Here is a 23,470-nt window from a genome sequence, read left to right as displayed (position 1 = left end):
CGGTTCTCGCGACATCGGTAATAGCTAGGTAATCGGCGTCTTGTCCGGGCTGATCGCGGCAACTTATCGTCATTCTGTCGGCGCATCACCGCTAGCGACCCCGAATCTCCGTGCTGTAACGGGCTGACACTCCTGACCGTTCCAGCACTGTGAGATCGATGCCCCACCCCTCCTGGTTCCGCGCCCGCGCGGATGCGTCCGCCCGACGCGGACAGCGCGCCCTGGCCGGCGCGGTCACCGGGGTGCTCGTGGGCGGACTGCTCTCGTTCGGGGCCGTGCCCGCGGCGGTCTCGGCCCCGCTCCCGGATCCGGCGGCCGCCTCGGTGACGCCACCCGCGGTCGAACCCGCGCCCACTCCCGCGATCGAGCCGGAACCTTCACCCGAGGAAGCGCCCGAGGAGCCCGCGGTCGACCAGCCAGCCGAGGTCCCCGCACCCGAGTCGACGCCGGATGAGCCTTCTGCCGTCCCGCCCGGAGAGACGCCTACCCCCGAGATTGCGCCCGTGGAGCCTCCGACGGACGACACCGTGCCGCCGGAGGGAGGCCCTCTCCCGACCCCGACCCCACTGGCGACCCCCGAGGCGTCGCCCGAGACCGCGGCCCCCGTGGCGCCCGTCGAGCCCTCGGCCAACGATCCTCCGCTGGACATGTTCCGCACCACCGCCGACGTCTCGGCGCTCGTCGCAGGGGTTCCGGCACCGGCCACCCAGGCGTGGATCGAGACCTTCGAGCAGGGCGTGACGAACACGCCCACCCGCGTCGACCAGTACGCGACGAACCGCTTCACGGGATCCGCCTTCTGGTTGAACGTCAACAACTGCAACGGTGTCGTGGTCAACTACAACGCGACATTCCCGGAGACCCCGTTCTGCACCCTCGGCGCGGCGGCGGCGTCCCGCTTCAAGGTCGCCCGCATGGCCGACGTGCTCGGCCAGGTGCAGACGAACGTCGCCGCCGGAGCCGTCAACCCGGGCGGATCGACCGACACCACGCCGGTGAACGCCTCGACGGCCACCACCCGCCAGAACCACGCCGTCACGGCGATGACCAGCGCCGCCCAGGGCACGCAGGCCGCCAACCAGGTCGTCCTGGAGTCCGTCACCGCGGTGGGCGTGGCCCCCGCGCCGGCGACCGACCGGTACTACTCGATGTCGATCGACGTCTCCGAGGACTCCTGCGCCGCCCGGCCCGGCGGGCAGAACAACAACTCCCGGCTCGACCTGGCGCTCGTCACGGGCGCCACGGTGCGGCCGCTCACCGCCGCCCCCATCGTGGCCTGCAACGTCGTCAACGGCCGGTACACCTCCAACGTCTTCCCCGCCGACAACCAGACCGACCCGTGGGGCACCGGGAGCCCCTCGACCCGCGCCGGCCGCTTCTTCACCGACACCGCCGTGCTCCTCACGCCCGCGCAGGCCGCCTCGGCGAGGGTCCGGCTCTCCAACCAGGAGTCGGACATCGCGGGCAACGACTTCTCGTTCGACAACCTGCGGATCATCGACTCCACCCCGACCCTCGACAAGCAGTTCACCACCGCGGCGGTCCCCGCAGGCGTCTCGTCGACGCTGACCTTCACGGTCACCAACACGGCCGAGCTCGCCGCGAAGCCCGACTGGAGCTTCACCGACGCCCTGCCGAGCGGCCTCGTCGTGGCCGCCGGAACGCCGACCGCCCCGACGGTCGGCGGAACGTGCGTGAACGCCACGGGAGCCGCCTACGTCGTGACCGCGGCCGAGGGCTCGTCCACCATCTCCGTCACAGGAGGCGACCTGGCCACGGGCACCGCGAGCTGCACGGTCACCGTCGCCGTGGTCGCGGCCGCCGGGGGCAGCTACACGAACGGGCCCTCGAACGTCACGACCGTCCTGAACGCGCCGCAGGCCACGACGCTCACGGTGGAGGCCGCCACCACGGTCACGATCCGCAAGAACGTCGTCAGCCGGGCCCTCGCCGCCGACCAGTTCCGGCTCGCGCTCGTCTCCGGTTCGACCGAGGTCGCCAGTGCGACCACCTCGGGCTCGGCGCTCGGCCTCCAGACCCAGCAGGTCGGCCCGGTCTCCGTCGCCCGGGGAGCCACCTACACGGTCGCGGAGACCGTCGTGACCACGGCGCAGCTGCGCACCTACAACACGACCTACGAGTGCGTGCGGGGCACCACCACGATCGCCACGGGCACCTCGGTCTCGGGGGCGCTGACGATCCCGGACGAGGCGGGCGTCGACATCGTCTGCACCTTCACCAACACCGCGCAGGCCGGCGCGAGCCTCTACTGCGACGGCAGCTACTTCTACAGCGTGCGGTCCGACGGAACCCTGACCCAGACGAACGCGCTGAGCTCGTCCGGCACCATCAACGCCACCGTCGTCGCGGCCGGGCCGGCCGGCGCCGTCAACACGAACTCGCTCGCGATCGACGTGGAGGGCCGGACCGCCTACGCGGTGACCAGGAGCACCACGACCAACGCCAACACCGCCACCGGCGTCATCACCTACTCCGTCTCGCCCTCGGGCGCACTGACGGCCACACGCACCGCCTTCGCGGCCCCGCAGACGCTGAGCGCATCCGCCTCGATCGTGATGGGTGCCTTCGACCCGATCGGGCGCGACTTCGTGGTCGGCACCACGAGCCTCGTCAACAACGTCGGCCGCACCAACATCTGGCGCTTCAACGGGGCGACCGCGAATCCGATCTTCACGCTGCTGGGCTACGTCAGCACCGGCACGAACTCCGCCGCCAACGGCGACATGGCGTTCGACGCCAAGGGCAACCTGCACATCCTCCGGAGCGACGGCACGCAGGTGCAGTTCTTCAGTGTCGCGGGCCCCGTGCTCGCCGCGGCCGCCCCCGGCAGCGAGATCCCGGCCACCGCCTCGACCCAGCGCACCGCCGCGGGCATCGGCGCCGGCCCCCTCAACGGACTGGCCTTCTCGCCCCGGGGCACCGCCTACGTGGGCACCGGCACCAACGCCTACCAGTTCGACCCGCTGACCTGGACGGCGATCCCGAACACCCCCACGATCGTGCTCGGAACGGATGCGAACGGGAGCACAGACCTCGCCACCTGCTCGTCTCCGTCCACGTTCTCGCTCGGCAAGTCGGTGCTGAGCCGGGTGACGGGTCAGGCGCACAACTTCCGGGTGGCCGTCGCCGCGGGAGGCTCAGAGGTGGCCTCGGCCACGACCGGCACCACCGGCACGTCGGCGAGCATCGGCCCGATCGTCGCACCCGTGAACACGACGGTGACGATCTCGGAGCTGCTGCAGACGACGACCACGACGACGGCGCCCGTTCCCGCCACCTACACCGTCATCTACGAGTGCTGGGCCAACGGGGTGAGGCTCGTCTCCGCCCGGATGGACGCGACGAGGACGGCGACCGTGACCATCCCGAACCAGGTGAGCGTGGGGGTCGCCTGCACCATCTACAACACGGCGCAGCCGGTCGCCGAGGTGACTGTGCGCAAGTCCACCGTCGACGGGCTCGGGGCGAACCCGCAGCCCGCTGCGGGCTGGACCGTCGGCGCCTCGGTCGCCTCGGTGGGAGCCGGCACGGTCGTGCTGCCCACCGATCCCTCCTCCGCCACCCCGGCGGCCGGTCGGTCGGAGGCTCCGACGGGGGCCAACGGTGCCGCCTCGTTCTTCGTGCTCTACAGCTCGAGCACCGGATCGGCGAACGTCTCGGTGCTCGAGCGCCAGCAGACCGGCTTCCGGCTCGACGGCCTCGCCTGCACCGTCACGCGGGGCACGGCGACCACGTCGTTCACGGATGCGAACTCCGCGACGGATGCGTCCGGGTACGCCGTCCGCCCGGTCACCGGCACGATCGCACCGGGCAACACCGTCGACTGCACGTTCACCAACCGCGCGGTGGCCACGCTCACGCTCGTCAAGACCGTCTCGTCCGGCACCGCCCTGCCCTCGGCGTGGCAGCTCGCCGCGACCCGCAGCGTGCCGGCGGCCCTTCCCGGCCCCTCAGGTGCCGGCGGCAGCGGCACGCTCAACGCCGTGCCTGTCTCGGCCGACACCGCATACCGGCTGTCGGAGACCGGCGGGCCCGCGACCTACGTGCAGGTGGGCGGCTGGTCGTGCGTGACCGCCGGGGGCGCGAGCGTTCCGGTGACCTCGGCGGGCGACGTGACCCTGACCCGCGGCAGCGCGGTCACCTGCACCGTGACGAACGCCACCGCATCCCTCACCCTGCTGAAGAACGTGCAGAACCCCTCGACCGGGTTCGTGCCCTCGACCTGGAACCTCACCGCCACCCCGGCCACCCTCGCCGGCCTCGCAGCCCGCACGGTCGGCGGCGCCGACTTCCAGGCCGGAGGCAACCCGGCGAGCACCTTCGATGTGCGGCCCGGTCACTCCTACACGCTCTCCGAGGCGCTGGCCCAGTCCGGCACCCGGCTGGCCTACCGACAGGTGCGGCTCGAGCTCCGGCAGCCGAACGGCAGCTGGGCCCCGGTGACCTCGGCGACGATCGCGGCGCCCGCGGCCGGGCAGACAGCGGTCTACCGCTTCGTCAACGCCCCCGTCGCCCCCACGAACCTGCCCCTCACGGGCGGCCCGAGCACCGATGCGTACCTGATCTCCGGGTTCGCCGTGCTCGCCCTCGCACTCGCCCTCGCCGTGTGGCACGGGCGCCGTCGGACGCGAAGGAGCACCGTCTGAGACGCGACCTCCTTGTGACCGACACCTGTCCCACCCTCATCTGCACCACCTGACCTCTTCATCGAAACGGAGAAACTCATGTCCTCATCCGCACTCAGGCGGGCCACCGCCGCGATCGGGGCCGCGGTCCTGGCCGCCGGCGTGGCGCTCGTCGCCGTCGCGCCGGCGCAGGCCGTCATCCTGCCCGGCAACATCGACACCGACCAGCCTCGCAGCCTCACCATCCACAAGTTCGCGCTCGGCCCCGGCAACGGCGCGGTCGCAGGCACCGGCCAGGAGCTTCCGTCCTCGACCAACCTGGGCATCCCGCTGTCCGGCGCGGTCTTCACCGCCACCCAGGTGGCCGGTGTCGACCTCACCACTCCTGAGGGCTGGGCCATCGCCACCAACCTGACCCCGCAGACGGCATCGACTCGCCTCAGCAGCTCGACGTTCACGTCGACGCCCTCGTCGTCCAACGGCACCGCCACCTTCCCCGCAGACCCCGACTTCCCGACCGGGATGCCGATCGGTCTCTACTACGTGCAGGAGACGGTGCTGCCGGCCGACGCGACCAACCCGGTTGCGCCGTTCCTCGTGTCACTGCCGCTGCCCACCGGCCCGTCCGGTGCCCCGGCGAACCAGTGGATCTACGACGTGCACGTCTACCCGAAGAACGCCGTCACCGAGCTGACGAAGACCAGGGTGCCCGCTCCCGCGAACTCCGCAGAGGCACGGAACCCCGATCTCATCCGCTGGGCGATCGCCTCGAGCATCCCCACGCTCGCCGCGGGCGACTCGATCGCGAACTTCTCACTCGTCGATGAGATCCCGACCGACCTCGAGTTCCTGGCCACCCCGCCGACCGGCGTCTCACCGACCACCGTGACGGTCACGAGCGCGGCCGGCATCGCGCAGAACTTCGTCGTGAACACGGACTACACGATCGTCACGACGGCGGGGACGTCGACCCTGACGTTCACACCCTCCGGCCTCACCCGCCTGACCGCCCTCCAGGGCGGGGTCGTGTCGTTCAACGTACTCACTCGGGCCGTGACCATCCCCCCGAACGGTCTGATCGTCAACTCTGCCACCGCCAACGTGAACGGTGCGACGGAGACGGTGACGGGCACCACCCCCATCGGACAGCTGACGGTGTTCGCCTACGAGAGCACCAACGGCAGCCAGCGCGTGCCGCTCGCCGGAGCCATCTACCAGGTGTACCTCAACCAGAACGACGCCAACCTGCAGCAGAACCCGATCTCGATCGAGGGTGTCACCAACTGGACGACCGGTCCCGACGGCTACGTCGAGATCCCGATCGTGACGCCCGGCAACTACTACGTGCGTGAGATCACCCCGCCGGCCGGATTCAACCTGCCTCAGGCGAACCCGGTGCAGACCGTGGTCGTCGCGGGACCGACCTCGACGGTCGCGCCCGTGCAGAACTACGTCGAGTTCGCCCACACCCAGGTGTCTGTGGCGAACTTCCTGCTGCCCCTCACCGGTGGTGACGGCGGGCTCTGGTTCGGCCTCGGCGGAGCCGGACTCATCGTGTTCGCACTCGGTGCCGCGTTCGTGGTGCGCCGGCGGGCAGCCGCCGCGCACACGCTTGCGTAGGCTGAAGCGGTGAAAGCGGAGGTGGGGCGTCCAGCGGGTGCCCCACCTTCGTCGTCCCCCGGGGAAGGCTCCGGATCGCCCACGCGCCGGAGCCTCCGCCGGGCACGGCGCTGGCGTCTGCCCGCCATACCCCTGCTGATCGCGATCGTCTGCGTCGCCGGGGTGGCCCTGCTGCTGTTCCCGACGATCGTCTCCTGGTTCAGCCAGTACGAGCAGTCTCAGCAGATCAGCGAGTTGAGCGACGACGTCGCCGATCTGAGCGCCGAGACGCTGCGCCAACGCGTGGCCGAGGCGCGCGCCTACAACGAGGCCCTCACGGGCGGCGGTGCCGACATCGCCGCGAACGAGCGGCTGCCGCTCGCCGACCAGCCCGACCAGAACGGCGACTACGGCAGCATCCTGCGCGCCGACGCGAACGGCCTCATGGCGAGGCTCAAGATCCCCGCCATCGCCGTCGACCTGCCGATCTACCACGGCACGAGCGGCGACGTGCTCGACCACGGCGTGGGGCACCTCGAGGGCACGGCGGTACCGGTCGGCGGGGAGTCGACGCACTCGGTGCTCACCGCCCATCGGGGGCTCGCGACTTCCGAGCTGTTCACCAACCTCGACCGGGTGCAGGTCGAGGACACCTTCACGGTCGAGGTCTTCGGGGAGGTGCTCACCTACCGGGTGATCGAGACCGAGGTGGTCAAGCCCACCGAGACCCAGAGCCTCCTGCCTGTGGACGGGAAAGACCTCATCACCCTCGTCACCTGCACGCCCCTCGGTGTCAACAGCCACCGCATCCTGGTGACGGGGGAGCGCGTCATCCCGACCCCCCAGGGCGATCTCGACGGGGCCGGACAGCGCCCCGAGATCCCCACGTTCCCGTGGTGGGTGCTGATCGCCGCGGGTGTGCTCACGGCGGCGACCGCCTACGTGTGGCGGTCCGGCCGTCCGCCCGCGGGGCCGGGCTCCCGGGTTGTGCTGTGACCGAGGTCGATACAGAATGGGCGCGATGAAGTACCAGCGAACGATACTCGGCGGCGTCGCCATGACGTTCGTGGTCGGGGTCGCCATCGCCACCTCGGTGCCGGCCGCCTCCCTCGCCACCGCGGGCTCGTTCGAGGCTGTGCAGGCCGACGCCGTGGCCGGTTCGGCGCAGTCCTTCGACTCGGCTGCCGAGGCCGCCGGCGCTGCGGTGTCGCGAGACGGCTACGTCATCCACACCCCGACCCCGACGCCCACCCCCACCCCGAAGCCCGTGGCGACCAGCCAGGGTGGTTACGGTGGCGGTCAATGCCAGGCGGGGGCGGATGCCGCGGCAGAATCGACCGCGTTCTCCTGGGTCTATCCGGGCGGGTACCGCCAGTCCGACGGCTTCGGCCCGCGGGCCGAGGGCTTCCACAAGGGCGTCGATATGCTCAACGGCGAGGGGGTGCCCGTGCAGGCGATCGCCGACGGCATCGTCATCGCCGCGTCAGGTGACGGGGGCACCGGCGGTGTCTGCATCTCGCTTGCGCACAAGGTGGGGGGCGTGCCCGTCTGCAGCATGTACATGCACTTCCTGGACGGATCGCTGATGGCGGGGGTGGGCGACACCGTGGCCGCCGGCCAGGTGATCGGCCTCACCGGCCGCACCGGCAACGCCACCACCGAGCACACGCACTTCGAGCTCTACGGCGCCGATGGGGTGCGCTACGACCCGATTCCGTTCTTGGTCGAGCACGCCGGCTGAGCGCATTTGCGCACGTCAGCTGACCGCATCCGCGCACGCCGGCTGACTCTCAACCTGATCCTGAGCATTCGCGATATATCTTGATTTGCGACCCAACGCGATATAACGTGTCTTCCACAGCACGCGATATAACGCGACAGGCAGGAGTGCACCGTGGTACTGGAGAAGTGGGTCGTCGACGGCCCGAAAGTCATCGACATCGAGCTGGTCCGATCGTTGAAGGTCGGCCTCATCGGCGGACAGGTCGACGTGATCGGCCACGACGAGCCCGGAGCCCGCATCGAGGTGCACTCCGTCTCGGGCAAGGACCTCAAGATCTCGATCGACGGCGACCGTCTCGAGATCGACCACCCGCAGCTGCGCTGGGACAATTTCGTCGAGGTGTTCAAGTCGTGGCGCGGCAACGCTCGCGCCGACATCAGCATCATGGTGCCCCGCGACGTGGCCCTGAAGTTCGGCGTCATCTCCGCCTCCGCCCTCATCTCGGGCCTCACCACCGATGCGCGGATCAGCACGGTCACGGGTGACGTGGTGGTCGACGGCGTCGTGGGCGACCTCGACGTGAACAGCGTGAGCGGCGAGGTCTCGATCCGCGACCACCGCGGTCTCGTGAACGCCCACACCGTCTCGGGCGACATCGCCGTCCAGGGCGAGATCCGCCGCTTCTCGGCCGACGGCGTCTCCGCCTCGGTGATCGTCGACTCTGTCGGGGCTCCGGACCAGATCGAGAACAACACCGTGTCGGGGGACCTCACGGTGCGACTCGACGCCGCGGCCTCCGCCCGCTACAACGTCAACTCCGTCTCGGGCGTGCTCCAGCTCGGCGCCAGCACCATCAAGGGCCTCCGCGGCAGCGGCTACAACGGCCACACGGGCGTGCTCGACGTGTCGTGGACCGAGTTCCGCGCGAACTCCGTCTCGGGCGACATCACCGTGATCTTCCGCGAGGAGGAGACGGTCTCGGCTGCCTCGCCCACGTCGGGCGCCGCTGCTGCCGGATCGGACTCCGGCCTCAGCTTCGACAAGCAGGACGAGGCCTTCGGAGAGGGCCACGCATGAGCCCCGTCTTCGGCCATGGCCACCTCCGTCTCTACCTCCTGAGCCTGCTCGAGGAGTCGCCCAAGCACGGCTACGAGCTCATCCAGGCGCTCTCCGAGCGCTTCGGCGGCACCTACAGCCCGAGCGCCGGCACCATCTACCCCCGCCTCGCCAAGCTCGAGGAGGAGGGCCTCGTGACCAAGAGCGCCGACGGCCGCAAGACCGTCTACGCCATCACCGACACCGGTCGCGCCGAGCTCGACTCGCGCCGTGGTGAGCTCGACGACATCGAGGCGGAGCTCTCCGACTCGGTGCGCCGGCTCGCCGAGGAGGTGCGCTCCGGGGTCAAGCAGGCCATGAAGAGCCTCCGCGCCGATCTCGCCGAGGCCGCCCACAGCGCTCGCGAGGGTGCGAAGGCGAGCGCTCGGGCCGCGGCATCCGGAGACGGCTGGTCGGCGTCGGCCACCGGCGCCTCCGGCGACCCGTCCGTCCCCGAGTCCGAGAAGGGCACCGGCTCCTCGCGCGCCGACGTCTCGGCCGCTCTCCGCGAGGCCGACCTCGCGCTCACGGAGTTCCGCCAGGCCGTGCGCACCGACCTCCGCAAGGCCTCCTCGAAGGGCTTCGATCCCGAGACGGTCACCCGCCTCAAGCTCAAGCTCACCCAGCTCCAGCTCGACCTCCGCACCGAACTCAAGAGGTAGCCCCCACCCCCTCCGGTCGATCCGGCAGTTCGTCCCCTTCTGAAGTCTTGTGAAGGGGACGAACTGCCGGGTCGCCCGAGGGCCGTCTGTTCAGACCTGGGGATAACCCGGGGTGGAGGTCGGGGAGCGTGCATCCTGGGTCGATGCGTGACCCAGCCCCACTCCCGGAGGAGCTCCGCGAGCGCGCATTCTCGCTCGAGTCCGGGCGCTCCCTGGGGCTCTCACGCAAGCGGATGCTCGCATCCGGTCTCGACATCCCGTTCCGGGGAGTGCGCGCAGCCAACGACCTGAACGACGTGCGCGCCCGCTGCGAGGCCTACTCGAGCCGCATGCTCCCGCAGCACTGCTTCAGCCACGTCACGGCGGCGCTCCTCTGGGGTGTCCCGCTCCCTCGACCCCTCGAAGCCCGGGCCGCGATCGACGTGTCAGCCCTCCACGGCCGAACACGGCCCCGGATGCGCGGGGTCCTCGGCCACGAACTCTCGGGCCAGCAGGTGCACGTGGTCCGACGGCACGGCCTCCCGGTGACCGACCCGATCACGACCTGGCTCCAGCTCGCGGCCGTCCTCGCTGATGCCTGGCTCGTGGCGGCGGGGGAGCACCTCGTGCTCGACCCCATCGTGCGCGATCCGCGCGATCCGCGGCCGCACGCTCGCCTCGAGGAGTTCGCCGAGCGCATCCGTTCGTTCGACGGCCGGGGCGCGGCGAAGGCACGCCGAGCCCTCTCGAGGATGCGCCTCGGCGTCGAGTCGCCCCGCGAGACCTTCCTGCGACTCGACCTCCTAGCCGCCGGGCTGCCGGAACCGGAGGTGAACGGTGAGATCCGAGATGCGCAGGGGCGCCTCATCGCCATCGGCGACCTCGTCTACCGCCCCCAGATGGTGCTCGTGGAGTACGACGGCGACCACCACCGCACCGACTCCCGGCAGTACCGCCGCGACATCGAACGCCAGGACCTCCTCGTGGAGCTGGGCTGGCGGAGGATCCGCGTGGGCCGGGACTTTCCCCGCACGGGCCCCCGCTCCGCTGTCGAGCGCACCCGAGCCGCGCTCAGCCGCTCGTCGACCCGGCAGTTCGTCCCGCTCCGGGGCCGCCGAAAGGGGACGAAGTGACGGCTCGGCGGCACATCCGTGCTGGTAGGATCGGGGGGTGCTGTTCGGTCGGCTTCTCCTTCGCTGCCGCGACGAGTCCTAGTTCAAGGCCTCCCTCGTCGCGGAGTTCGTCAATGGCTGACCCCTCCACCTCTTTCGAAGGACACGCAATGGACACCGCATCCGCACGCCCCCGCACCCTGGCTGAGAAGGTCTGGGACGACCACCTCGTCGTGAAGGGCGAGAACGGCAACCCGGACCTCATCTACATCGACCTGCACCTCGTGCACGAGGTCACGAGCCCCCAGGCCTTCGACGGCCTGCGCGCCGAGGGCAGGCCGCTGCGCCGTCTCGACCTGACCATCGCCACCGAGGACCACAACACCCCGACCCTCGCCATCGACCAGCCGATCGCCGACCTCACGAGCCGCACCCAGATCCAGACCCTGCGCAACAACGCGAAGGAGTTCGGCGTGCGCCTGCACTCGCTCGGCGACCTCGAGCAGGGCATCGTGCACGTGGTCGGCCCCCAGCTCGGCCTCACGATGCCGGGCATCACGGTGGTCTGCGGCGACAGCCACACGAGCACCCACGGCGCGTTCGGCGCGATGGCGTTCGGCATCGGCACGAGCGAGGTCGAGCACGTCATGGCCACGCAGACCCTGCCGCTGAAGCCCTTCAAGACGATGGCCATCACGGTCGAGGGCACGCTGAAGCCCGGGGTCACCGCGAAGGACATCATCCTCGCCGTGATCGCCAAGATCGGCACCGGCGGCGGCCAGGGCTACGTGCTCGAGTACCGCGGGTCCGCCATCCGGAGCCTCTCCATGGAGGGCCGCATGACGATCTGCAACATGTCGATCGAGGCCGGCGCCCGTGCGGGCATGGTGGCCCCCGACCAGATCACCTTCGACTACCTGGAGGGCCGCCCGCACGCCCCCGCCGGCCAGGACTGGGACGACGCGATCGCCTACTGGAAGACGCTGCCCACCGACGAGGGCGCGGTCTTCGACGCCGAGGTCTTCCTCGACGCCGACGAGCTCGAGCCCTTCGTGACCTGGGGCACCAACCCCGGCCAGGGCGTCTCGCTGAGCGACGTCGTGCCCGACCCCGCCGCCATCCTCGACCCCAACGAGCGCTCCGCCGCCGAGCGCGCGCTCGAGTACATGGACCTGAAGGCCGGCACCCCGCTCAAGGAGATCCCGGTCGACGCCGTGTTCATGGGCTCGTGCACCAACAGCCGGATCGAGGATCTCCGCACCTTCGCCGAGATCATCAAGGGCCAGAAGAAGGCCGAGGGCGTCCGCGTGATGGTGGTGCCTGGCTCGGCCCGCGTGCGCATCGAGGCCGAGGCCGAGGGCATCGACAAGATCGTGGAGGAGTTCGGCGCCGAGTGGCGCTTCGCGGGCTGCTCCATGTGCCTCGGCATGAACCCGGACCAGCTGGCACCGGGGGAGCGCTGCGCGTCGACCTCCAACCGCAACTTCGAGGGCCGCCAGGGCAAGGGCGGCCGCACCCACCTGGTGTCGCCCGTGGTCGCCGCGGCGACCGCCATCCGGGGCACGCTCTCGAGCGTCTCCGACCTCAAGCAGCCCGCACACGCCCGCGAAACCGTATGGCGCGCTGGAGCTGGAAGTGGCGATCCGGTGGATCGTCACCGCGACGCCAGCGCTGACGAAGCTGTGCTTCGTCAGTACGAGCCGAAGGCGAGCATCTGATGGAAGCGATCAACATCCTGCAGGGCGTCGCCGTGCCGCTGAAGCGCTCGAACGTCGACACCGACCAGATCATCCCGGCCGTCTACCTCAAGCGGGTCACGAAGACGGGCTTCGACGACGCCCTCTTCGCCGGCTGGCGGAACGACCCCGAGTTCGTGCTCAACCAGCCCGCGTTCCAGAACCCGCGGATCCTGGTGGCCGGCCCCGACTTCGGCACCGGCTCCAGCCGCGAGCACGCCGTCTGGGCGCTCCGCGACTTCGGCTTCCAGGTGGTGCTCTCGGCCCGCTTCGGCGACATCTTCCGCGGCAACTCGGGCAAGCAGGGCCTGCTCACCGGGCTCGTCGAGGAGGCCGAGATCGAGCGGATCTGGGCCGCCATCGACGCCCAGCCCGGCATCGAGATGACGGTCGACCTGACGGCGAAGACGGCGGTCATCGGGGATCTCACAGTCTCGTTCGAGATCGATGATTACACTCGCTGGAGGCTTCTGGAGGGTCTGGACGACATCGGACTGACTCTTCGAGACGAAGCCGCCATCACGGAATTCGAGAGCCGCCGGGAGAGTTGGAGACCTCGAACGCTTCCCGTGAAGTAGCGTGCGGATACCGCCACGAGCGGGCATCGAGCCACAACAGCGACACAACAGTCAGGTGATCAAGTGAACAGTCTCGTACAGGACGGCCGCAAGGCGGCCGAGCGGGTCGGACTCAAGTCCGACACGATCGTCATCAACGGCGGTCGCCCGCTCCGCGGGACCATCGACGTCCGAGGTGCCAAGAACCTCGTCACGAAGGCGATGGTGGCCTCCCTCCTCGGCGACACCACCTCCACGCTCCGCGATGTCCCCGACATCAGCGACGTGCACGTGGTCGCGAGCCTGCTCGAGATCCACGGCGTCAAGATCACCGGCTCCGCCGCCACCGGCGTGCTGCAGCTCGACCCCGCCAACGTCGCGAGCGCGAAGAGCGCCGAGATCGACGCGCTGTCCGGCTCGTCGCGCATCCCGATCCTGTTCTGCGGCCCGCTGCTGCACCGCCTCGGCCACGCCTTCATCCCGGATCTCGGCGGCTGCCGCATCGGCGACCGCCCGATCGACTTCCACCTGGATGCGCTCCGTGCGTTCGGTGCGGTTGTCGACAAGCTGCCGAGCGGCATCAACATCACGGCGCCCAACGGCCTCCGGGGTGCGAACATCGAGCTGCCCTACCCGAGCGTCGGCGCCACCGAGCAGGTGCTGCTCACCGGCGTCCGCGCCATGGGCACCACCGAGCTGAAGAACGCGGCCATCGAGCCCGAGATCATGGACCTCATCGCGGTGCTGCAGAAGATGGGCGCGATCATCTCGGTCGAGCCCAACCGCACCATCCTGATCGAGGGCGTCGACACCCTCGAGGGCTACAACCACCGCGCGCTGTTCGACCGCAACGAGGCCGCCTCCTGGGCCTCCGCCGCGCTCGCGACCGGCGGATCCATCTTCACCACGGGCGCCAAGCAGTCCGAGATGATGACCTTCCTCAACGTCTTCCGCAAGATCGGCGGCGCGTTCGACATCGAGGAGGAGGGCATCCGCTTCTACCACCCCGGTGGCGACCTCAAGCCCGTGGTCATCGAGACCGACGTGCACCCCGGCTTCATGACCGACTGGCAGCAGCCCCTCATCGTGGCGCTCACCCAGGCCCACGGCACCTCCATCGTGCACGAGACGGTCTACGAGAACCGCTTCGGGTTCGTGGATGCGCTCGTCAAGATGGGCGCGAACGTCGAGGTGCACAAGGACGGCCTGGCCGACCCGAACCGCCGCGTGCCCCGCCGCCCGCTCGAGCAGGCCGCCGTGATCACGGGCCCCACCAAGCTGCACGGCGCCGAGCTCGAGGTGCCCGACCTCCGCGGCGGCTTCAGCCACCTCATCGCCGCGCTCACCGCCGACGGCCGCTCCTCGGTGTCGAACGTGGGCCTCATCGCCCGCGGCTACGGCGACTTCGTGGGCAAGCTGGAGAAGCTCGGAGCAGACTTCTACTTCGCCGAGTAGGGGCGAGGTTCACCCCATGGCTCCACCCCGCAAGAACACCGAGAAGACCCCTGCCTTCCGGGTGGTCGAGGTGCTCGTGGTGCCGCTGCTGACGGCGATCGTGAAGGTCGAGCAGCGCGGCACCGAGCATCTGCCCACGAGCGGTCCCTTCGTGCTCACGCCGAACCACTACTCGAACTTCGACCCGGTCGTGGTGGCGTGGGGGCTGTGGAAGCTCGGGCGAGCGCCGCGGTTCCTGGCGAAGGCCTCGTTGTTCACGGTGCCCCTCGTGGGCTGGGGGCTTCGGGCGATCGGCCAGATCCCGGTGGAGCGCTCGGGCCCCGGCCGGCAGAGCGCGCCCATCTCGGCCGCCACCGAACTGCTCGAGCACGAGAAGGGCATCATCATCTATCCCGAGGGCACCCTCACGCGCGATCCGGACCTCTGGCCCATGCGGGGCAAGACCGGTGCCGTGCGCCTGGCGCTCCAGCACGGGATCCCGGTCATCCCGTCGGCGCACTGGGGGGTGCAGGCCATCCTGCCTCGCTACTCCAAGAAGCTGCGCCTGTTCCCCCGCAAGACCGTCCGCATCGTCTACGGTGCGCCCGTCGACCTCGACGACCTCCGGGAGGGCGACCTCGACCAGCGGAAGCTGTCGGAGGCCACCACCCGGGTGATGGCCGCGATCACCGGCCTCGTCGAGGAGCTCCGGGGCGAGACCGCCCCCGCCGAGCGCTGGAACCCGGCCGCGCACAACCAGAGCGAGTACGGTCACCTCGACGAGCCGAAGCAGAAGAAGAGCGCCGAGTGAGCCGCACACGCAGCATCCCCGTCCGACCCAAGGTCACCGTGCTCGGTGCCGGCAGCTGGGGCACCACGTTCTCGAAGGTCCTCGCCGACGGCGGCTCCGACGTGACCCTGTGGGCCAGGCGGCCGGAGCTCGCGAAGGAGATCCGCGAGGCCAAGCGCAACAGCGACTACCTGCCGGGCGTCAACCTGCCGGTCTCGCTCACCGCCACCTCCGACGTGGCCTCCGCCCTCGCCGAGGCGCAGTTCGTGTTCGTCTCGATCCCGAGTCAGTCGCTGCGGTCGAACCTCGTCGAGATCAAGGAGCTGATCCCCGAGGGCGTGCCCGTGATCAGCCTCATGAAGGGCGTCGAGAAGGGCACCGGGCTCCGGATGAGCGAGGTGCTCGAGCGGGTGCTCGAGTTCGACCGTGATCGCATCGCCGTGGCATCCGGCCCCAACCTCGCGCTCGAGATCGCCAAGGAGCAGCCCACGGCGGCCGTCGTCTCCTCCACGAGCCTCGAGACCGCCGAGGCCGTGGCGAAGATCGCCACCAACCGCTACTTCCGCTCCTTCATCAACCAGGACGTCATCGGCACCGAGTTCGGCGGCGTGCTGAAGAACCTCATCGCCGTGGCGATCGGCATCGTCGACGGCGTGGGCTACGGCGAGAACACGAAGGCGTCGATCATCACGCGCGGACTCGTCGAGATGACCGATTTCGCGGTGGCCTACGGCGGGCATCCGGAGACCCTGTCGGGGCTCGCGGGGCTCGGCGACCTCATCGCCACCTCGGGCTCGTCGCTCTCGCGCAACAACACCGCGGGGCGGCTGCTCGGCCAGGGCTACAGCTTCGCCGACGTGGTGAAGTCGATGCAGCAGACCGCCGAAGGGCTCGCCTCCGTGGCCCCCGTGCTGGCGCTCGCGGCGGCGAAGGGCGTGGAGATGCCCATCTGCCGTCAGGTGGCCGAGGTGCTGGCCGGTACGCTCGATCCGAAAGACATTGCCCCCCACCTGACCACCGACGACGAGTCGGGCCCTCAGGGCGAAAGGACACTCGATGCCAGAAAAGATCACGGTCGTGGTGCTCTTCGGGGGTCGCTCAAGCGAGCATTCGATCAGCTGCGCCACCGCGGGCGGAGTTCTTGAGGCCATAGACCGGTCGCGCTACGACGTGATCCCCGTGGGGATCACCCGGTCGGGCGCGTTCGTGCTCGAGGAGGACTCACCGGCGAAGTTCCGGCTCGACCCCGCCTCGCTTCCCGAGGTCGTCGACAACGGGTCGCGCATCCTGTGGCCGTCGTCGGCGACCTCGCGTGCGCTGTCGGTGCAGGATCCCTCGGGTGCGGTGCGCGCGCTCGGCGACGTCGACGTGGTGTTCCCCATCCTGCACGGGCCGTTCGGGGAGGACGGCACGGTGCAGGGCATGCTCGAGCTCGTGTCGCTGCCCTACGTGGGGTCGGGGGTGCTCGCGTCGGCGCTCGGCATGGACAAGCACTTCACGAAGACGGTGCTCGCGGCATCCGGGATCGACGTGGCGCCCTGGGTGACCGTGACCGCGGCGTCGTGGGCGGCGTCGGCCGCCACCGTGACGGCGTCGGTCTCGTCGCTCGGTCTGCCGTTGTTCGTGAAGCCCGCGCGCGCCGGTTCGTCGGTGGGCGTGAGTCGCGTGACGTCGCTCGACGAGCTGCCGGCCGCCCTCGAGGTGGCCTTCGCCGAGGACTCGCGGGTGCTCGTCGAGTCGGCCGTCGTGGGGCGCGAGGTCGAGTGCGGCGTGCTCGGCGGGCGGGGCGGCGCCGCACCGCGCGTGTCGGTGGCCGGCGAGATCGTGATGACGGATCGCGCGTTCTACGACTTCGAGGCGAAGTACCTGGGCGGGGCGGGCGTCGAGCTCGTGTGCCCCGCTGCCCTGACCTCCGCGGAGCTGGCGGAGATGCAGGCGCTCGCGGCGCGGGCCTTCACGGCGATCGATGGCGAGGGCCTCGCGCGCGTCGACTTCTTCCTCACCCCGTCGGGCTCGTTCGTGGTTAACGAGATCAACACCATGCCGGGCTTCACCCCCATCTCGATGTTCCCGGCCTGCTGGATAGCCTCGGGCGTCTCGTACCCGGAGCTCATCACAGACCTCATCTCCCAGGCCCTGGAGAAGTAGGGGTGTTGGTGCGCGGTGTGTTGGTGCTGCGCCGCCGCCTCTGCGGCGCAGGCGACATGCGGCGCGGCTGTCGCTGCGCGTCGCTGCGCGGCGCTCCGCGGCAACCGTGCCGCCTCGGGTCGAGCAGGTAGGGCCCCTTGCGTTGGGTCTCCAGAGAGGTCTTGCGGATGGAGAAGGCCCCTGGCCGAATGCCGCGCAAGGGGCCCTTTTCCTGTACCCAAGGTGAGACCGTCGCCGGGCCGCGCCGCGAAGCGACGCGGAACGACGGCGGCCTCACATGTCGCCCGCGCCGCAGAGGCGGCGGCGCGGCAGTATCACAGCGCGGAAGCTTACAACCCCGAGTCCAGCACGTCCTCCGCGTCGAGGCAGATCTGCTGCTGGGGGATCGCGGAGACTGCCGTGGTGAGGTCGACGAGGGCGCTCGTGCCGGAGGCGGCGTCGGAGTCGACGATGACCTCGACCGCCGGGGTGCGGCCGTAGGTGGTGAAGACGAAGGTGGGGTCGTCGGCGTCGTCGCGGATCCAGTCGACGCCGTTGACGTTGTAGCAGGGGAGCGTGGTGGGGCCGTAGGGCTCGACCCCGCAGCGCAGCAGCACCGCTGCGGGGTCGCCCCACGCGCCCGTCGCCTGCGCATCCGTCTCTCGCCGCGGGGCGTCGCCGACGGTGTCGGGCAGGCGCACGATGACCTCGGCGCACGCCGGGTCGGTGGCCTCGGCCGCGGGCTCGAGGGCCACCGTGCCCGCGCAGCCGGCGAGGGCCGCGGCACCCGTGAGCACGAGGGCGACCGCTCCGGACACCCGGACCCGCCGTGCGGACGAGCGCCGACGGCCGGCGGCCGCGGGTTCGTGCGCGGCGGCGTGCTCGGAGGTGGTGCGGGGGGCGGGGGCCGTGCGGCGGGGCGGTCTGGACATCGGAGTTCAGGCTACCGTTGACGCGTGGCTCCCGACTCCGGTTTACCTGCGAACGCCGAGACCCTCGCCTCGGTGGGCGAGGGCGAGGTGCTGCGGCGCATCTTCCCGCGGCTGCCGCACGCCGACGCCGAGCTGCTGGGCCCGGGCGACGACGCCGCCGTCGTGGCCGCGCCCGACGGGCGCTACGCGGTGACGACCGACATGATGATCCACGGCCCCGACTTCCGCCTCGCCTGGTCGACGCCGCACGATCTCGGCTGGAAGGCCGCCATGTCGAACCTCGCCGACGTGGCCGCCATGGGCGCGCGGCCCACCGCACTCGTGGTCGCGATCGCGGCCCCGCTCGAGACCCCCGTGGAGGTGCTGCTCGGCATCGCCGACGGCCTCCGCGACGCCTGCGCCCTCGCCGCCCCCGGCTGCGGCGTGGTGGGCGGCGACCTCTCCGTCTCGGCCACGCTCACGCTCGCCGTCACCGCGTTCGGCGATCTCGGCGGCCGCGCGCCCGTGACCCGATCCGGTGCTCGCCCGGGCGACGTGGTGGCGGTGGCGGGCCCCCTCGGCCAGGCCGGCGCCGGCATCTGGCTGCTCTTCCGCGACGGGGTCGCTCCGGCTCCCCGCTCCGCACCCCTGCCGCGCTACGGTGCGCTCCTCGAGGCCGCCGACTCCGAGCTCGGTGCGGAATCCAGCAGGAGCTCGACCGGCGGGCAGGATCCTGTCGCCGCAGGGGCCGCTCGGGAGCCGGATGCCGCCGCGGGGCGGGCCGTCCGCGCGGCGCACCCCGACCTCGTGGAGGCCCAGCTCGCACCCCGCGCGCCGATCGGCTTCGGCACGGCGGCGGCGGAGGCGGGGGCCACGGCGATGCTCGACGTCTCCGACGGGCTCGTGCTCGACGCCAGGCGACTGGCGGTGGCGAGCGGATGCGCGGTGTCGTTCGATCCCGCCGCGATCGCCCGCGAGGCCCGCGCCCTCATCGACACGGATGCGGTGGTGGGCGACCGCGCAGCCGACTTCGTGCTCTCGGGCGGCGAGGACCACGCCCTGCTCGCGACCTTCCCCGCCGACGTGCCCCTGCCGCCCGGTTTCAGGGCGCTCGGCACAGTGGTGGAGGCGGCCTCCGCACCCGGCGGGCGACCCGACGCCCTGATCGGCGACCGCCCGCACTCGGCCCTCGGCGGCTGGGACCCCTACGCCGACTGGGACGGCCACGCCGGCTGAGCCGTCGCCGCATCCGAACACGCGCGACGCGCATCCGCGCACGCACGGCAACGGAGGAATGCGGCGACGGATCGGGGCCAGGTTCCTCCGTTGCCCGCCGGGGGCCTGAGGTTCCTCCGTTGTCGACCGGCGCTCAGGCGGGGGAGGCCCACCAGAGGACGGTCTCGCCGTAGGACCTCGTGCGGTCGAGGGCGAGACCGGCGGGCCAGGTGGGCTCGGGGGTGCGGCTGCTGCGCTCGACCAGCACGACGGCATCCGGATCGAGGAGGGGCGCCAGCGCGGCGAGGTCGGCGGCGAGGTCGGCCTCGGGGAGCTCGTAGGGCGGGTCGATGAAGACGACGTCGAAGCCCGCCCCCGGAACCACCGGCAGCGCGCGGAGGTAGGGCTGCACCGCCTGCGTCACGACGTCGGCGCGCGGTGCGCCCGAGCCCCGCGACGCCTTCGGCAGCGCGCCGAGCACGGTCGCCGCGTTCTTGCGGATGACCCCCGCGGCCGCGGCGTGCTTCTCCACCAGCGTCACCACCGAGGCGCCGCGGCTGAGCGACTCGAGCCCGAGCGCTCCGGAGCCGGCGTAGAGGTCGAGCACGCGGAGCCCGTCGAGGCCGCCGCGCGCGTCGAGCGCCGAGAAGATTGCCTCGCGCACCCGATCGCTCGTGGGGCGGGTGCCCGAGCGGGGCACGGCGAGCGGCAGGGATCCGGCGAAACCGGCGATGATGCGAGTCACGCCCTGCACACTACCGCCACCCGCCGACGGCGCCGGAGCCCGAGACGCTGCCGCTGCCGGAGACGCTGACGGCGCCGGGCACGGAGCCGGTGTCGGCGGCCGCGCCTAGGATGGACGCCATGGGCGGTTCGACAGCGGGCGGGTCGGGCGAGGGCCCGGGCAGGAGGGGGCCCAGCGACCGCAACGGCCCCGGCGACCGCAACGACCCCGACGAACTCGATCTCGAGCCCGACGAGTTCGAGCGGGAGCTCGAGCGCAGTCGCCCCGCCTCCCTGCACGAGAAGCGCCGCGAGGTGCAGGCCGAGCGCGACGCGGCCGCCGACGACCGCCGCGACATCGACGCGGCCGTGGCGAAGAGCGACGCCGAGCTCCGCCGGCTCTCGGGGGCGGGAGCGTTCCTCGACGCGAAGCTGCCCGGCCTCCTCGGCGGCCGCACGGCCAACGCCTTCGAGAAGGCGTTCGGCACGCGCACGGTGGGTGAACTGCTCAACCACTACCCGCGCCGCTACGCCAAGCGCGGCGAGCTCACCGCCATCGACCTGCTGCCGCTGGATGAGAACGTCACGATCGTGGCCGAGGTGCGCGACGTGCGCGAGCGGCAGATGCGGGCGCGCCGCGGCACCATCCTCGAGGTCTCCATCTCGGACGGCCGCGGCCACATCAGCCTCACCTTCTTCAACCAGGCCTGGCGCGCCCGCGAGCTCCGCCCCGGGGTGCGCGGCATCTTCGCCGGCAAGGTCTCGAACTACCGCGGCGCCCTGCAGCTCGCCCACCCCAACTACGAGCTCTTCGACGAGGCGCTCGGCCGCGGCAGCCTGAGCGACGGCGCCGCCCCCGAGCTCGACGACGCCGAGGCGAAGCGCTGGGCCGAGATGCCCATCCCCATCTACCCGGCCACCGCCTCGATCGCGAGCTGGCAGGTCGCGAACGCGATGGAGCTCGTGCTCGACGGGCTGAAGGCTCCCGGCGCGTTCCCGGATCCGGTGCCCAAGGAGGTGCGCTTCGAGCGGGGCCTCCTCACCGCCCAGAAGGCGTACGAGCTCATCCACCGCCCTCAGCGCGACGCCGACTACATGAAGGCGCGCGAGACCCTCCGCTTCCACGAGGCCTTCGTGCTGCAGACCGCCCTCGTGAGTCAGCGCCGCGCCGCGCACGCCGTGAAGACCTCGCCGCGCCGCCCGAAGCCCGGCGGCTACCTCGAGCGCTTCGACGCGGCGCTCCCGTTCCGCCTCACGGCCGACCAGCAGGTGGTGGGCGGCGAGATCACCCGCGACCTCCAGAGCGACGTGCCGATGATGCGCCTCCTGCAGGGCGAGGTCGGCTCGGGCAAGACGCTCGTGGCCGTGCGCGCCATGCTCGCGGTGGCCGACTCCGGCGGCCAGTCGGCCATGCTCGCACCCACCGAGGTGCTCGCCTCGCAGCACCTTCGCTCGATCGTCAAGGTGCTCGGGCCCGACCTCGCCGCCGAGCTCATGCCGACGCTGCACACGGGCCAGCTCTCGACCGCCGAGAAGAAGAAGTCGCTGCTGCGCATGGTCTCGGGCCAGGCCAAGCTCGTCGTGGGCACGCACGCGCTGCTCTCCGAGAACGTGCAGTTCTACGACCTCGGTCTCGTGGTGGTCGACGAGCAGCACCGCTTCGGCGTGGAGCAGCGCGACACCCTGCGGCAGAAGGCCGCGACCCCGCCGCACGTGCTCGTGATGACGGCCACCCCGATCCCGCGCACGGTCGCCATGACCGTCTTCGGCGACCTCGACGTCTCCACCATCATCGAGCTGCCCGCGGGTCGTCAGGGCATCGAGAGCTTCAGCGTGCCGCTCGCCGAGAAGCCCGGCTGGGCGGGCCGCATCTGGCAGCGCGTGGCCGAGGAGCTCGAGAAGGGGCGCCAGGCCTTCGTGGTGTGCCCCGCCATCGACCCGGCCGACGACGCCGGCGACGGGCTCGACGACCCGGGCGAGCCCGGCGAGCCCGGCGGGCCCGGCCAGCCGGAGAGCGCGGACGCCCCGGCGCCGCCCAAGGCCAACGTCGTCGACACCCTCCGCCACCTGCGTGAGCTCCCGGCCCTCGCCGGCCGCCGCATCGAGGCGCTGCACGGCCGGCTGCCGAGCGAGGAGAAGGACGCGATCATGCGCGCCTACGCCGCGAGGGAGATCGACGTGCTCGTGGCCACCACGGTGATCGAGGTCGGCGTCGACGTGCCCAACGCCTCCACCATGGTGGTGCTCGACGCCGAGCGCTTCGGCGTGAGCCAGCTGCACCAGCTGCGCGGCCGCGTCGGCCGTGGCGGCGTGCCGGGGCTGTGCCTGCTCGTCACCAACGCCGAGCCCGAGACGGTGGGCCGCGAGCGGGTCGACGCCGTGGCCGCCACGCTCGACGGCTTCGCCCTCGCCGAGGTCGACCTCGAGCTCCGCCGCGAGGGCGACGTGCTCGGCGCGCTGCAGTCCGGCGGCCGCTCGTCGCTCCGGCTCCTCCGCGTGATCAAAGACGGCGACGTCATCCAGGATGCGCGCGGCGTGGCCCTGCAGATCATCGAGGACGACCCGCGCCTCGACCAGCATCCGGCCCTCCGCGCCGCGCTCGAACGGCGCCTGCTCGAGACCGAGCGGCGGTTCCTCGACAAGACCTGATTCCGGGCCCGCAAGACCATTGATAAATCGTGCTTTCGGGAGCACAGTGGAACACACGCCGAGACGAAGTGGTGGTCGACCATGGGATCCATTCGCAGTTTCACACGAACCTCAGGCACCTGGCGCCTGGACGGTGTTCCGGTGCTCTCCGCCGGCCGGCACCGGAGCCCCCGATCCGGAGCGTGCTTCATGGAGTTCGCCTCCTACCTCGCCGGTGAGCGCTGGAGCGATCATCCGGCCTGCACGCACGCCGGCCTCGCCCAGCTCGCCCGGGCGGTCAACGACCTCACCTCGAACGAGGCGAGGGGCCGGCTCGCCCCGCTGATCCCCTCGGTGATCGGGCTCAACAGCGACGATCCGCGACTCGAGCTCGTGCTCGCCGTGCACGCCGTGGCGGTGGCGCTGCCCGATGCCTCACTCGACCGCCAGCACGCCCTCGCCGTGGGCGGGCTCGTGTGCGTGGCCGCGCTCGAGCGCTCCGGCGGATCCGGTCTGCCCGAGTTCGTGGAGCA

Annotated in this window: 17 protein-coding genes and 1 pseudogene; 16 read left to right on the top strand and 2 right to left on the bottom strand. The window is 71.2% G+C overall.

Features of this window, described 5'->3' with window-relative positions; all coding sequences use genetic code 11:
- Positions 1–158: 158 nt before the first annotated feature.
- The 13 genes from Q0D57_RS06480 (at position 159) to Q0D57_RS06420 (ending at position 17,481) form a co-directional block, all read left to right on the top strand.
- On the top strand, positions 159–4,667 hold the full coding sequence (locus tag Q0D57_RS06480) for a hypothetical protein (protein ID WP_291040057.1): 4,509 nt from the start codon (positions 159–161) through the stop codon (positions 4,665–4,667).
- Between the two features lie 78 nt (positions 4,668–4,745).
- Positions 4,746–6,266: a SpaH/EbpB family LPXTG-anchored major pilin gene (locus Q0D57_RS06475; RefSeq protein WP_291040055.1), complete on the top strand. Its 1,521-nt coding sequence runs from the start codon at positions 4,746–4,748 to the stop codon at positions 6,264–6,266.
- 9 nt (positions 6,267–6,275) lie between these two features.
- Complete coding sequence (locus Q0D57_RS06470; protein ID WP_366518587.1) at positions 6,276–7,241, top strand: class C sortase; 966 nt, start codon at positions 6,276–6,278, stop codon at positions 7,239–7,241.
- A gap of 25 nt (positions 7,242–7,266) precedes the next feature.
- The gene (locus Q0D57_RS06465; protein ID WP_291040052.1) at positions 7,267–7,986 is read left to right on the top strand and encodes a M23 family metallopeptidase; all 720 of its coding nucleotides are present in this window, start codon (positions 7,267–7,269) and stop codon (positions 7,984–7,986) included.
- 153 nt (positions 7,987–8,139) lie between these two features.
- Complete coding sequence (locus tag Q0D57_RS06460) at positions 8,140–9,045, top strand: DUF4097 family beta strand repeat-containing protein (RefSeq protein ID WP_291040050.1); 906 nt, start codon at positions 8,140–8,142, stop codon at positions 9,043–9,045.
- Entirely contained in the window at positions 9,042–9,725 is a 684-nt protein-coding gene (locus tag Q0D57_RS06455) for a PadR family transcriptional regulator (RefSeq protein WP_291040048.1), read from the top strand. The genes Q0D57_RS06460 and Q0D57_RS06455 overlap by 4 nt, the downstream gene beginning before the upstream one ends.
- Positions 9,726–9,868: 143 nt before the next feature.
- Positions 9,869–10,837 (top strand): hypothetical protein, encoded by a 969-nt coding sequence (locus tag Q0D57_RS06450; RefSeq protein WP_291040046.1) that lies wholly within the window; start codon positions 9,869–9,871, stop codon positions 10,835–10,837.
- Between the two features lie 149 nt (positions 10,838–10,986).
- Positions 10,987–12,534 (top strand): 3-isopropylmalate dehydratase large subunit, encoded by a 1,548-nt coding sequence (leuC, locus tag Q0D57_RS06445; RefSeq protein ID WP_291040044.1) that lies wholly within the window; start codon positions 10,987–10,989, stop codon positions 12,532–12,534.
- Positions 12,534–13,130 carry a 3-isopropylmalate dehydratase small subunit gene (gene leuD / locus Q0D57_RS06440; protein WP_259526518.1) on the top strand — a complete coding sequence of 199 codons (597 nt, stop codon included), beginning with the start codon at positions 12,534–12,536 and terminating at the stop codon, positions 13,128–13,130. The genes leuC and leuD overlap by 1 nt, the downstream gene beginning before the upstream one ends.
- A gap of 63 nt (positions 13,131–13,193) precedes the next feature.
- Complete coding sequence (gene murA, locus Q0D57_RS06435; RefSeq protein WP_291040039.1) at positions 13,194–14,564, top strand: UDP-N-acetylglucosamine 1-carboxyvinyltransferase; 1,371 nt, start codon at positions 13,194–13,196, stop codon at positions 14,562–14,564.
- A gap of 16 nt (positions 14,565–14,580) precedes the next feature.
- Positions 14,581–15,354, top strand: coding sequence for a lysophospholipid acyltransferase family protein (locus Q0D57_RS06430; RefSeq protein WP_291040037.1), 774 nt, complete (start codon positions 14,581–14,583; stop codon positions 15,352–15,354).
- Positions 15,351–16,478 carry an NAD(P)H-dependent glycerol-3-phosphate dehydrogenase gene (locus tag Q0D57_RS06425; protein WP_291040035.1) on the top strand — a complete coding sequence of 376 codons (1,128 nt, stop codon included), beginning with the start codon at positions 15,351–15,353 and terminating at the stop codon, positions 16,476–16,478. The genes Q0D57_RS06430 and Q0D57_RS06425 overlap by 4 nt, the downstream gene beginning before the upstream one ends.
- Complete coding sequence (locus Q0D57_RS06420) at positions 16,390–17,481, top strand: D-alanine--D-alanine ligase family protein (protein ID WP_291040033.1); 1,092 nt, start codon at positions 16,390–16,392, stop codon at positions 17,479–17,481. Before Q0D57_RS06425 ends, Q0D57_RS06420 begins: the two co-directional genes overlap by 89 nt.
- A 329-nt stretch (positions 17,482–17,810) precedes the next feature.
- Here the strand turns inward: Q0D57_RS06420 and Q0D57_RS06415 are convergent, their stop codons facing one another.
- Positions 17,811–18,392, bottom strand: a complete 582-nt coding sequence (locus Q0D57_RS06415) for a DUF3515 family protein (protein WP_291040031.1) — start codon at positions 18,390–18,392, stop codon at positions 17,811–17,813.
- A 24-nt stretch (positions 18,393–18,416) separates the two neighbouring features.
- Between Q0D57_RS06415 and Q0D57_RS06410 the strand changes: the two genes are divergently transcribed.
- Positions 18,417–19,607 carry an AIR synthase related protein gene (locus Q0D57_RS06410; RefSeq protein WP_291040029.1) on the top strand — a complete coding sequence of 397 codons (1,191 nt, stop codon included), beginning with the start codon at positions 18,417–18,419 and terminating at the stop codon, positions 19,605–19,607.
- A gap of 133 nt (positions 19,608–19,740) precedes the next feature.
- On the opposite strand, the gene rsmD is transcribed toward Q0D57_RS06410, so the two are convergent.
- Positions 19,741–20,331, bottom strand: a complete 591-nt coding sequence (gene rsmD / locus Q0D57_RS06405; RefSeq protein WP_291040026.1) for a 16S rRNA (guanine(966)-N(2))-methyltransferase RsmD — start codon at positions 20,329–20,331, stop codon at positions 19,741–19,743.
- Between the two features lie 119 nt (positions 20,332–20,450).
- Here rsmD and Q0D57_RS06400 point away from each other — a divergent pair, with 119 nt between their 5' ends.
- On the top strand, positions 20,451–22,958 hold the full coding sequence (locus Q0D57_RS06400) for an ATP-dependent DNA helicase RecG (RefSeq protein WP_291040022.1): 2,508 nt from the start codon (positions 20,451–20,453) through the stop codon (positions 22,956–22,958).
- Positions 22,959–23,147: 189 nt separating this feature from the next.
- A pseudogene (locus tag Q0D57_RS06395) lies at positions 23,148–23,470 on the top strand (hypothetical protein); the annotation flags it as partial.

The sequence above is a fragment of the Herbiconiux sp. genome (assembly GCF_023264895.1).
Classification (GTDB): domain Bacteria; phylum Actinomycetota; class Actinomycetes; order Actinomycetales; family Microbacteriaceae; genus Herbiconiux.
Note: the sequence above shows the minus strand (reverse complement) of the source record. Positions and strands in the feature narration are given on the sequence as shown.